Origin of the sequence: Prevotella veroralis DSM 19559 = JCM 6290, from assembly GCF_000377625.1 — a bacterium.
GTDB lineage: Bacteria > Bacteroidota > Bacteroidia > Bacteroidales > Bacteroidaceae > Prevotella > Prevotella veroralis.
Genome location: NZ_KB898331.1, coordinates 52,321 through 63,836, shown reverse-complemented (window position 1 = coordinate 63,836; position 11,516 = coordinate 52,321). Strand labels below are relative to the sequence as shown.

At 43.5% G+C, this 11,516-nt stretch carries 11 protein-coding genes; 5 read left to right on the top strand and 6 right to left on the bottom strand.

From position 1 onward, the window contains the following. Positions 1-19 precede the first annotated feature (19 nt). Positions 20-1,228, bottom strand: coding sequence for a porin (locus tag D464_RS0107500; protein ID WP_024985858.1), 1,209 nt, complete (start codon positions 1,226-1,228; stop codon positions 20-22). A gap of 504 nt (positions 1,229-1,732) precedes the next feature. Between D464_RS0107500 and D464_RS0107495 the strand changes: the two genes are divergently transcribed. Further along, entirely contained in the window at positions 1,733-2,371 is a 639-nt protein-coding gene (locus D464_RS0107495) for a DUF4294 domain-containing protein (RefSeq protein WP_018910857.1), read from the top strand. A gap of 324 nt (positions 2,372-2,695) precedes the next feature. On the opposite strand, the gene D464_RS0107490 is transcribed toward D464_RS0107495, so the two are convergent. From D464_RS0107490 to dapB, 3 genes are read right to left on the bottom strand one after another with little or no spacing between them, the layout of a single operon-like run. Then, the gene (locus tag D464_RS0107490; protein ID WP_018910856.1) at positions 2,696-3,310 is read right to left on the bottom strand and encodes a WbqC family protein; all 615 of its coding nucleotides are present in this window, start codon (positions 3,308-3,310) and stop codon (positions 2,696-2,698) included. Positions 3,311-3,313: 3 nt separating this feature from the next. Further along, positions 3,314-4,843: a signal peptidase I gene (gene lepB / locus D464_RS0107485; protein ID WP_018910855.1), complete on the bottom strand. Its 1,530-nt coding sequence runs from the start codon at positions 4,841-4,843 to the stop codon at positions 3,314-3,316. Positions 4,844-4,857: 14 nt separating this feature from the next. Next, entirely contained in the window at positions 4,858-5,613 is a 756-nt protein-coding gene (gene dapB / locus D464_RS0107480; protein WP_018910854.1) for a 4-hydroxy-tetrahydrodipicolinate reductase, read from the bottom strand. A gap of 177 nt (positions 5,614-5,790) precedes the next feature. Between dapB and D464_RS0107475 the strand changes: the two genes are divergently transcribed. From D464_RS0107475 to dprA, 3 genes are all read left to right on the top strand, one after another. Then, positions 5,791-7,146 carry a DUF2851 family protein gene (locus tag D464_RS0107475; protein WP_024985859.1) on the top strand — a complete coding sequence of 452 codons (1,356 nt, stop codon included), beginning with the start codon at positions 5,791-5,793 and terminating at the stop codon, positions 7,144-7,146. A gap of 100 nt (positions 7,147-7,246) precedes the next feature. Then, positions 7,247-7,663 carry an acyl-CoA thioesterase gene (locus D464_RS0107470; protein ID WP_018910852.1) on the top strand — a complete coding sequence of 139 codons (417 nt, stop codon included), beginning with the start codon at positions 7,247-7,249 and terminating at the stop codon, positions 7,661-7,663. 85 nt (positions 7,664-7,748) lie between these two features. Beyond that, positions 7,749-8,867, top strand: coding sequence for a DNA-processing protein DprA (gene dprA, locus D464_RS0107465; protein WP_018910851.1), 1,119 nt, complete (start codon positions 7,749-7,751; stop codon positions 8,865-8,867). Positions 8,868-9,381: 514 nt separating this feature from the next. On the opposite strand, the gene D464_RS0107460 is transcribed toward dprA, so the two are convergent. Beyond that, positions 9,382-9,993: a glutathione peroxidase gene (locus D464_RS0107460; RefSeq protein WP_026284660.1), complete on the bottom strand. Its 612-nt coding sequence runs from the start codon at positions 9,991-9,993 to the stop codon at positions 9,382-9,384. A gap of 74 nt (positions 9,994-10,067) precedes the next feature. After that, the gene (locus D464_RS0107455) at positions 10,068-10,760 is read right to left on the bottom strand and encodes an SIR2 family NAD-dependent protein deacylase (protein WP_018910849.1); all 693 of its coding nucleotides are present in this window, start codon (positions 10,758-10,760) and stop codon (positions 10,068-10,070) included. A gap of 116 nt (positions 10,761-10,876) precedes the next feature. Between D464_RS0107455 and D464_RS0107450 the strand changes: the two genes are divergently transcribed. Continuing rightward, on the top strand, positions 10,877-11,482 hold the full coding sequence (locus tag D464_RS0107450; RefSeq protein WP_018910848.1) for an FKBP-type peptidyl-prolyl cis-trans isomerase: 606 nt from the start codon (positions 10,877-10,879) through the stop codon (positions 11,480-11,482). Positions 11,483-11,516: the final 34 nt, after the last annotated feature.

Sequence of the window (11,516 nt, the reverse complement as noted above, 5' to 3'; positions counted from 1 at the left end):
TATGCTTTGATACGATATATTAGTATGCTTTTATGCGATACATGAACCCAAGTTCAATGCGGTTTGTATTGTAGTTACTCAATCCGCTGAGTTCTGTAAAGCGTACCTTCTTACCTATATAAGCGAGGAACACACGTAGATCTTGGCTCTTGATAGGGTAGTATTCAACGCTTCCTACATAGCCATAACTCTTGCGGTAATCCTTCAAAGAAGGGATATTTGGGGCATTGACAGTCTCATACATGCCCTTAACCATTAGGTTCCAACGTGGTATGAATTGCCAGTTTATTTTCGTAACAAAGGTGTTGTAATGCACACCGGCAGCCCACACATTATTGCTATAGACGTTTGGACTGGCTGTTTGCATATCCTTTGAGGCGATACCAGAACGGTCAACTCCATCCGACGAACCCACATAATCGAAGTAACATTGTAGCTTCTCTAAGTTCAATCTCTGCCCAAGTATGACCATACGACTATACTTCTTACGTGCTTCCCCTTGTATTCCACATGCCCAGCGAGTCTGTAGTTTGTCACCAAAGAAGCTACCATTCCAGTTGACGATATAGGTTAATGGATGGCGGGAGGGCTTTAGCGGTTTCAGATTTAAGCCATTCCCATCCTCATACATGGCGTTTTCACCATAGATGTCAGCGAACTTGTTGCTATGAGAGTTAGATACCTCAAAGGCAAACTCCTGCGTTGGAGTAGGGGTGTAAGCCACTGTCACACCAGCAACAAAGATGTCCATCTGCGAGAGAAAATCGGAGTATTGATAGATAAACAGCGGATTTTCATCATATTCGAAGCCTCCCCATATCTGCCCCATCTTACCTACTTCAACCCTCCAAGCGTCCGATACCTTATAACCAAGCATCATTAAGTCGGTCGCTTTAGCAAAGTTATCCTCGCTGGTAGCACCATTCGACTTGTTTAAATGGTGTCGGAAGCGGTAGTAGAGTTGGTCTGTTAGATGCCCTTTAACCTCTATTCTTAGTTGTCTGTTGGCAAAGTGTGAACTCCAATCTTTGCTTGCGTCTTGGTCAAGTTGCGCGCTTGCAGCATAGTTGAAGTACACATTAAACTTGTCATTGGACTTCTTTAGCTTCACAACCTCCTCTGCTAATGATTTGAATTGGTCATCATTAGCACCGTAGCCAGTATTGTCTTGCGCTGTTGCTCCCAACGACAAAGCCAAGAGCAAGGTGCAAAGTAAGGTCTTTTTCACGCTTCTTAGTTTCATTATTGATAGTTTCTTCTCCCACACGAGCACCTATAGAATAAGTGTCAAGGTGATTCTTAGTTCTGCAATTACTAATGTTATAATCCTATCAGAACCATTGTTTTCTGTGTATTGAGTTGTTTTCACAAATGTAGGAAAAATATCCATACATACAGAGAAGAGGGTGAATAAAAGTCAAGGAATTAACAATCTTTAGTATCACAAAGTAATCTGTCGAAGCCAACAAGGCGTTTTTCCTATGGTAAAAGTTACATTATGACAGTCTGTCCTTCCGTTTCCTTGTGGAGAGATGAGGTTCGATGAGTGGCATTCGGAGTGTTAATTCGTTACATGGATATGCCAATTCATTCCCTATAAAGTCGATAGACTCAATGAAAGCAGTTGGTTGATTCTTCGTTACTTAGCATGTAATAAGCATCTAAGGAAAATGACAAAATAATATTAAAAACCTATTCGTCTTCAGAAATAAATGCTACTTTTGTCCATAGTATGAGATTAATAAGAAAACTTTTCACGCTTTTGTCGCTGTTTGCCTTTGCATCGGCAGCAATGGCACAAGACCATATCAACCCCGAAGACCGACCTGTTGACATGGATTCACCGACGTTTGTTCCGATGGTACACATCGGTAAAGCGAAGGTAGGAAGCGATAGTATTCAATACGTAAGGACAAGTAATGTGTATGTATTTCCGCCTATGGAGTTCAAAGATAAGGCTCAGGAGATGGCTTATAACCGCTTGGTTTATAACATAAAGAAGGTTCTTCCCATCGCTAAAGAGTGCCACCAGATCATCCTCGAGACGGGTGCTTACCTCGAAACTATCCCTACGAAGAAGGAAAGAGATGCGCACATGAAACGTGTGGAAAAGGAGATTTGGAACACATATAAGCCTCGCATGAAGAAGTTGACATTCACTCAAGGCAAGTTACTCATCAAACTCATTGACCGCGAATGTAACTCTACTTCCTACGAACTGGTGCAAGCTTTCCTTGGTCCTGTTCGTGCTGGTTTCTATCAAGCGTTCGCTTGGGCGTTTGGAAGTAGCCTAAAGAAGCGTTACGATCCACAAGGAGCTGATCGCCTTGTAGAGCGTATTGTACTGCAAGTTGAGGCTGGTCAATTATAGTGGCAAGTCTTAACTATTACCCTGAAAACACTTAGCACTACCGCAAAAGAGACTTATCAAATTTAGAAAATAAACTAAAAAGTGATGACGAATAGATTAAAATACTAATAAAAATAATCTATTTTTTTAAACACGAAAAGGTCTTTTGCAGGATAGATAGGCGTTAGCTGTTGTTTAAAGAAGCCCCTTTTGGAAGAAAGAGAAGAGTAGGTGGTGTAAAAGCTAAGGCTTTCTAAAAGGAGAAAAGGGAGTAGGGAGGAAAGGAAAAAGGTTGTTTCAATGCGATAACCAATCGGTTAACATGCGTTGAAACAACCTTTCTTATTATAGGAATAAGACACTCTCATTACCTTGATTAAATAGCAAGTCGAGGATACTCAAGTTCGGTTGGAATCCGTACTTATGCTGGTAAACCTGATAGTAAGTACATGGCTTAAACTCGTCATCACGCCCCGGATGCTTCGGACGAATCGTTTCTCGGAAATCAATTACGCCCTCTGAGGGTTCCAGCTCATAGCTCTCTGTGCGCCTCATACAGGGCATTATGTCGATAAGCTCACACATCTTCAACGTGATCTCCCAGTTGAAATCATAGAGAAAGACCCACTTTCGTTCAAAGAAAGGGCGTATATCGTCCTCATAATACTCGAAGAATGGACTCTCCCCATAGGCTGATTGCAACGCATACCAGTGCTGATGACGCCAGTTGGCATGGTCACTTATGCGCACATCTTTCATCTCGCACTTCGCTCCCTCAAACTTCTCCACAGGGATGGAGAGTGTTTGTAGTCCGTTGGTAGCTGCTATCACACATCTATTTCGATAGGTTTGCTTCACGAAATGGTCGTGTTGCTCTATCAAACAAGCATCGTATCTATTCAGCTTCTGATACCATTGAACGGGACCAAAGTAGGTTGATGAAAGAAGTGCAGACGCCATTCTTTACTTGATATTATCGACCCAGTTGAACAGACGATGCCAACGGATGCCACCGAAACCCTTACGATCTGGATCGCTAGACCACCATATAAAGATAGGCTTACCCACGATATGATCTTCTGGAACAAAGCCCCAGTAACGACTGTCGGCAGAGTTATGACGGTTGTCACCCATCATCCAGTAGTAGTCCATCTTGAATGTGTAACGCGTTGCAGGGCGTCCGTTGATATAGATCTTGCCGTTCTTTACCTGCAAATCGTTCTTCTCGTACACCTTAATACAGCGTTCGTAAATAGGGAGGTTATTGAGGGTGAGGGTGATAGACTTACCCTTTGCAGGAATCCAGATAGGCCCGTAATTATCACGAGTCCAGCCTGTGAAAGCATTCAATGGATAGTAAGGACCAGAGTAGATGTCCTTATCTGTGACAGGACGAATAGCCTTGATGAGTCCCAAACGCCTCATTTCTGCAGCGGCTCTCTTGGTTAATGGCATGTAACCATCATACTCTAAGGCTGCGTTGTTAAGTACTATTCCTTTGCTGATATCGCTTCCATGCAGGTTTGTTAGACACTGAACATCCTCATTACTAATCTCTAATTCCTTGCGAAGGTCATCATATTGAGCACCGAGGAGGTCGGCAGTTGTGATGTTATTAAGCTTTACAAAATAGGTATATTGTACCTTTTCTGGTTCCTTATTAGGCTTGCCATCAAGATAGATAATCTTATTCTTGATTTGAAGAGTTTGTCCGGGAAGACCCACACAACGCTTCACAAAGTTCTCACGGCGGTCAGTTGGACGCCAATCCAATGCCCCATAGGTTCCCACATTATTAATAATGTAGTTTCGACCAACAGTGTAAGCATTATCATAAAAGGCACGTTGTTGAGCTATACTCATCTGATTCAACTTGATGTTCGGATGCTGTTGTGCCAACGTATTCTCGCCTAATGTGTAGACAGTTTGATAATAGTCTTGACCTTGATAGTTCGGTTCGCTCATAATCGTGTCACCTGCTGGATAATTAAAGACAACGATGTCGTTCAATGCAACCTTGCCCAATCCCTTTACACGGCGATAGTCCCACTGCGGCCAAGAAATGTAACTCTTCGTATTGATAATAGGGAGAGTATGCTGTGTCAAAGGCATTGTCAGCGGTGTTTCCGGTATACGAGGACCATAGCTGACCTTCGATACAAAGAGGTAATCACCAGTAAGTAGTGACTTCTCAAGAGACGATGATGGGATCACATAGTTCTGAAAGAAAAAGAGGTTAATGAAGTACACTGCGACCAAAGCAAACACTAGTGCATCCACCCAACCCATAATGAATCGGACTGGACCTTCAGCCTCTTTCCACCACTGCCAACGTATCTTCTTGGTGATATAATAGTCGTAGATGAATGGCACAACGACTAATCCCCACCAGCTTCCAACCCATAGTAGGAATAGAAGATATAGAACAGTAACACTAATAAACTTCGCCCATTGCTTCTTAGGATCTAGGGCTGCTTTTTCCTTATCTATCATATCTTGAAATACAGTTAGAACTTAAATAAGTCGCTTGTAGTCAATAGACCAGTATGGTCCTTGGTGTATTCTGCTGCTAAAACAGCACCCAATGCGAATCCTTTTCGACTATGAGCATCATGTGTAATGGTTATCTTGTCGGCATCAGAGTCATAACTGATACTATGAATACCGGGCACTTCGTCGCGTCGAATAGATGCAATAGGTAGTTCGTTAGGAGTCACTTCGTTCGTGCCAGACTCTGTACCATCTGCATTGTGCTGAAAGCCCTTCACCCACTTATCCTTTCGATCGATACAGTCGATGATGTCCTCTGCCAATGTGATAGCAGTACCTGATGGAGCATCAAGCTTATGCACATGGTGTACCTCTTCCATTGCTACATTGTACTGTGGGAAACCGTTCATGATCTTTGCTAAATAGCGGTTGACGGCAGAGAAGATGGCTACTCCTATAGAAAAGTTGCTCGCCCAGAACAATGTCTGACCACCCTCTGTACAAAGTCGTTCTACCTCCTCCTTGTGGTCATTCATCCAACCTGTTGAACCGCTCACTACCTTGACATTGTGTGCGAAGGCACGCTTATAATTGCCGAAAGCTGCCGTAGGGTTGGTGAACTCAATGGCTACATCTGCAGACGAGAAAGCCGGTGAGTCGAAGTCATCGGGATTGTTTACATCTATAATACTAACGATTTTGTGACCACGTTCGAGGGCTATTTGTTCTATCATGTGCCCCATCTTACCGTAGCCAATCAGTGCTATCTTCATAACTAATACGTATTAAAAACAATGCAAAGGTAGCTGATTTGCTACATAAAACAAAATTACTTCACTTATTTTAAGTAAGGTGTAAGCAAGCAAAAGATAAAAAATAAGTATGCAAGAAGGGCTTTATAATCAAAAAATTCGTATATTTGTCTTCTGTTAATAAGCCACGAATCTATGATGGAACAGCTCATCCACTATGTATGGAAGCATAAGTTATTTCCTTTAACAGGACTTACAACTACAGATGGTCAGACCGTTGAGGTCATCGACCCAGGACTTCCTAACCGCAACGCAGGTCCCGACTTCTTCAATGCAAAGGTGAAGATAGGTGGGACGTTATGGGTGGGTAACGTGGAGATACACCTCCGTTCGTCTGATTGGTACCTGCATCACCATGACAGAGACCCACATTATGATAATGTAATACTACATGTTGCAGAGTCAATCGACCTTGCCGTCAAGACTAGCCGAGACGATTATCCACCGCAAATGAGACTCGCTATCCCTGATGCTGTGCGTGACCATTATCAAGAACTACTATCAACCGATGATTACCCAGCCTGTTACAGGATCATTCCCAACCTCTCCAAGCTCATGATTCATGCGTGGATGAATGCCTTACAAGCCGAACGCTTAGAACAGAAAGCACATGCCATCACAGAGAGGCTACAGTCATGTAATGGTTCATGGGAGCTTGCTTACTTCGTAACCTTAGCCCGCAACTATGGCTTCGGCATAAATGGTGACGCCTTCGAAACGTGGGCAAAGGCTCTACCCTTGCATGACGTCGGTCACCATAGGGATGATTTAATGCAAGTGGAAGCTTTCTTCTTGGGGCAAGCAGGGCTACTCGAGCAAAACTCAATACCTAAGCGTTGTCAGCAGGAGGCACTCCATGATGCTTATTATCAGCGTTTGAAGACGGAGTATCAATATCTATCTCATAAGTTCCAGCTGCACCCGATGGATGCAAACCAGTGGCGATTCCTACGATTAAGACCGCAGAATTTCCCTCACATACGCATCTCTCAGTTAGCAAACCTCTATTACGAAGAGCGTTCGGGACTATCTCGTTTATTAGAGTGTGAAACTATCAAGCAGGCACGCGAGCTTCTTTCGACGCAGGTAACAGCCTATTGGGAGACGCATTACATGTTTGGTATTGAGAGTAAAAAGAGTGAGAAACGACTGACGAAAGCTTCATTAGACTTACAAATTATCAACACGGTCGTCCCCATTCTATTTGCTTATGGTAAGCACAAAAGCAATGAGAAACTTTGCGAACGTGCTTTCGACTTCCTTGAAGCACTAAAGGCTGAACACAACCACATTGTTCAGATGTGGGAAAAAGTGGGTTTATCGGTTGATACAGCGGGCGACTCTCAAGCACTCATACAGCTCAAGAAAGAGTATTGCGACCCCAAGGACTGCCTCAGATGCAGGATAGGTTACGAGTATCTAAAGGCTCAATCCGTATCTACCCCAACAATGGGAGAGATGGAGAAAGGCGATATTTCAAACAATAGAAACTAATTAATTATCAAACTATAAAGCCTCATCAGATACATAGAGAATTGTTGTAAATGGCTTACAACTGCTGCTTTTACAGATGAGCTAACACACTTTTACAAACATGAAGACTAATTACATCTTTGAAACAAGGATGGAGGTTCGTGATTACGAATGCGACATTCAAGGGATAGTTAATAATGCCAATTACTTGCATTATACCGAACATACACGTCATAGATTCCTCCGTTCGTTAGGCGTGAGCTTCTCTGCTCTACACGAGAAAGGCGTTGATGCGGTCGTTGCTAGAATGCAACTGACATACAAAGTGCCATTGACTTGTGATGACGAAATCATCTCTCGCATGGGACTTAAGAAGCAGGGGCTACGCTGGGTGTTCTCTCATGACCTCTTCCGAGCTAGTGATGAGCGTCTGTGTTTCCATGCAGATGTTGACTTGGTAGTGCTTATCAATGGGCGATTGGGCTATAGTCCTGACTATGATGAGGCTTTCGCCAAGGTCTTAGAAACTGATGCATAGTTTCAACATCCAACTCTTATCTCTGACAAAAGAGGGATAAGAGTTGCACAATAAACCTCTAATTCGATAAGAAAACCTAACCATTATGGAAGCACTCAACGCCATTCTGCTAACTCGCCTAACTCGTTTTCACCTCCGTGAGATAGCCGAATTGTATCGCAGAGCAGGCTCTGCAACAGCAGTAATAGAGCATAAAAACGATATTCGAGAGATTCTCCCGGATGCGTCAAAACAACTTGTTGAAGCACTCAAGGACGTCAATAATCTTCGTGCAAGGGCAGAACAAGAATTGAATTATTGCCAGCAACATAACATCCGAACGCTTTGCATGAATGATGAAGATTATCCACAGCGGTTGAGAGAATGTGTGGATGCCCCTCTTCTACTCTACTTTCAAGGTAATACAAACCTCAACGCACGCCATACCATCAACCTTGTTGGGACGCGGCATTGCACCCCTTATGGTCGAGACATCATCCGTTTGTTTATTAAGGAATTGAAGGCTCTGTGCCCAGATGTGCTTATCTTTAGTGGACTAGCATACGGGGTGGATATCCATTCACACCGAGCTGCACTGGAGAATGGCTTTGATACGGTTGGAGTATTGGCTCACGGGCTGGACGACCTTTATCCCCGTGGACATCAAGAGACTGCTTTCAAAATGATAAAACAGGGTGGTTTGCTCACGGAATACATGACACATACACAGCCCATAGCCCGTAACTTCGTGCAACGCAACCGCATTGTGGCTGGTTGTTCAGATGCGACTATCCTCATAGAATCGGCTGCTAAGGGTGGAGGACTTATCACTTGTGGGATTGCCCGCAGCTATGGTCGTGAGGTATTTGCCGTTCCTGGAGCCATTGGAGCTACTTATAGCGAAGGCTGCAACAATCTTATTCGAGATAACGGAGCAGCCCTCATCACTTCAGCAACCGATTTGGTGAAGGCGATGGGATGGGATGAAGAACAGAAACTAGTGCTTGCACAACAACAAGGAATCGAACGGGAACTTTTCCCTGATTTGTCGCCAGAAGAAGAACGGATCGTTCGTACCCTACAAAGTAACAACGACTTACAGATAAATATGCTATCCGTAAAAACAGACATTGCCATCTCTCGCCTCACAGGTATTCTATTCACTTTAGAGATGAAAGGTCTCATCCGCGCCATGGCTGGTGGTTGTTATCACCTCATGGTGTAGTAGGGTAAGATGGAAAGAAAGCCCTTCTGTAATTCAAGATTATGATTAGGTAGAGTTGACGGGGTGACAAGTTGACAAGTTAACGAGTGATTAGTTCTATTGAATGCAGTGCCAAAAGTAGGGACAGACGCCCTCGTCTGTCCGCCCATAGTACCCTATTCTTTGCTAAGTAAATTGTTGAGCTTGCGGACAGACGAGGGCGTCTGTCCCTACTATGAAGCATTCATTTCAATCAACGAGGGTACTTCTTCTAATTCAAAATTTATAATTCATAATTCAAAATTATGGTTAGTACTATTTGAAAGGGGCGTTTCTTCAATATGAAGAGACGCCTTCTTCATAGCAAGGAAACGCCCTCTTCAAAGCGAAGGGGGCGTCTCCTTCTGCATAGCCTCTTGTTCGCAGCTTACGAGGTAGTGCCTCACTACACACGATCCATCTCTTCCCTTCACATATCCCGACCGACTTCCATTAGGCATTCCTTCTCCTTTGGAGAGGCTGGGTGGGGCTTTCTCTACAGCTTCAAAGCTGCTTTGACACCAGCCTCAACGTCTTTCATATCTGCAGTAGGCTCAAAACGATCAATGACATGACCCTCTCTATCAATTAAGAACTTCGTGAAGTTCCACTTGATACTAGGGTCTTTTGCATAGTTAGGATTAGTGTTCTTGAACTTTTCATCTAGGTATTTACCAATCTGAGTGGTCGTATCGAAGCCCTTAAAAGGCTGTTGGGCTTTAAGGTAAGTATAAAGGGGTGACTCGTTCTTACCATTTACTACAATCTTAGCAAACTGTGGGAACGTAATACCATAAGTACTCGTACAGAAAGAGTGGATGTCCTTGAGCGATCCAGGTGCTTGTGCTCCAAACTGGTTACAAGGGAAGTCTAAGATAACAAAACCACGATCCTTATAAGTGTCATAGAGCTTTTGTAACGCCTCATATTGCGGTGTGAAGCCGCACTTTGTGGCTGTGTTTACGATGAGTAACACCTTTCCTTTGTACTCTTTCAACTTGATGGTCTTCTCATTGCCATCCTTTACACTGAACTTATAAACGTTTTTCTGCGCCATAATAGGCAATGCCATCAACGCAATAATAACTAATGATAATAGTCTTTTCATACTCTTTTATTCCACATCCAAGCCACATCTCCTCCGATAATCATCGAGTAGCTGCAATGAATGTGGATGTTCTTTTATAATAACTTTATTAATTCTTCCATACCTTCACTAGCCCCTTTTTGAATGTGAATTACGTGCCCCGCACTACCAGCAGGGGCATTATCAGGGTCGATGAGATAGATGGGGACGCCTGGACGAACATATCTCACGAGTCCTGCTGCAGGGTAGACATTCAGCGAAGTACCGATGATAACGAACACATCTGCTTGTGCAGCTTCCTCCATAGCAGGCTCTATCATGGGCACAGCCTCACCAAAGAAGACAATGAAAGGACGCTCCAGAGAACCATCACCAGCCAGTGTTCCGGGAGCTACCTCACAATCTTCTGGGGGCAACTCTCTTATGTATCTCGAGTCGTAAGGATTGTTACTTGAGCACACCTTAGATAGTTCTCCATGTAGATGAATTACCTTCTTCGACCCCGCCTTCTCGTGTAGATTGTCCACATTCTGCGTGATTACAACCACATCGTAAGCCTTTTCTAATTCCTTGATCAGCTGATGTCCCTTATTAGGCAATGCTGTATAAAGTTTCTTTCGGAGCCTGTTATAGAAGTTGTTAACCAATGTTGGATTCGCTTCCCAGCCTTCGTGAGAAGCCACTTGTTCAACGGGATAATCTTCCCAAAGCCCATCGTTACCACGAAAAGTCTTGAATCCACTTTCGACAGACATACCTGCACCCGTTAAGAATACTATTTTCTTCATACGACCTTACATTTGTTTCAATTCCACAAATTTAGTTATTTTAATTCGATTAATGTGATTCAATACCTTAAAAAATAGTATCTTTGCACACTAATAATAAATAACTTCAAGACTAAATGGATAAATTAAGCTATGCACTGGGCATCGGTATCGGTTCCCAACTCGCTGGTATGGGAGCGAAGGGATTAGATATCGACGACTTCGCACAGGCTGTTAAAGATGTAATATCAGGTACTCCTTTGAAGGTTAATAACGCAGAGGCACAGTCCTTAGTACAGGCTTTCTTCAAGGAACAAGAGGATAAGCAACGTGCTGCGGCGGCTGAGGCTGGAAAGGTTGCAAAGGCTGCTGGAGAGTCATTCTTGGCTGATAACGCAAAGAAAGAGGGTGTAGTTGTATTGCCTTCAGGTCTTCAGTACCAAGTACTAAAGGAGGGTAACGGTAAGAAACCAAGCGCAACTGATCAGGTAAAGTGCCACTATGAGGGTACACTTATTGATGGGACGATCTTTGATAGCTCCTATCAACGTAACGAACCAGCCACTTTTGGACTCAACCAAGTCATTGCTGGATGGACAGAAGGCGTACAGTTGATGTCGGAAGGGGCTAAGTATCGCTTCTTCATACCTTACAATCTCGCTTATGGAGAGCGTGGAGCAGGTGCACAGATACCACCATTTGCAGCACTTGTATTCGATGTTGAATTACTCAAAGTATTATAAATTAATATCTGCTAGGGCGTTATAAGTACTCTTA

Coding starts and splice junctions, on each gene's coding strand:
- D464_RS0107495 (WP_018910857.1), top strand. CDS start 1,733: ATGAGATTAATAAGAAAACTTTTCACGCTTTTGTCGCTGTTTGCCTTT.
- D464_RS0107490 (WP_018910856.1), bottom strand. CDS start 3,310: ATGGCGTCTGCACTTCTTTCATCAACCTACTTTGGTCCCGTTCAATGG.
- lepB (WP_018910855.1), bottom strand. CDS start 4,843: ATGATAGATAAGGAAAAAGCAGCCCTAGATCCTAAGAAGCAATGGGCG.
- dapB (WP_018910854.1), bottom strand. CDS start 5,613: ATGAAGATAGCACTGATTGGCTACGGTAAGATGGGGCACATGATAGAA.
- D464_RS0107475 (WP_024985859.1), top strand. CDS start 5,791: ATGGAACAGCTCATCCACTATGTATGGAAGCATAAGTTATTTCCTTTA.
- D464_RS0107470 (WP_018910852.1), top strand. CDS start 7,247: ATGAAGACTAATTACATCTTTGAAACAAGGATGGAGGTTCGTGATTAC.
- dprA (WP_018910851.1), top strand. CDS start 7,749: ATGGAAGCACTCAACGCCATTCTGCTAACTCGCCTAACTCGTTTTCAC.
- D464_RS0107460 (WP_026284660.1), bottom strand. CDS start 9,993: ATGAAAAGACTATTATCATTAGTTATTATTGCGTTGATGGCATTGCCT.
- D464_RS0107455 (WP_018910849.1), bottom strand. CDS start 10,760: ATGAAGAAAATAGTATTCTTAACGGGTGCAGGTATGTCTGTCGAAAGT.
- D464_RS0107450 (WP_018910848.1), top strand. CDS start 10,877: ATGGATAAATTAAGCTATGCACTGGGCATCGGTATCGGTTCCCAACTC.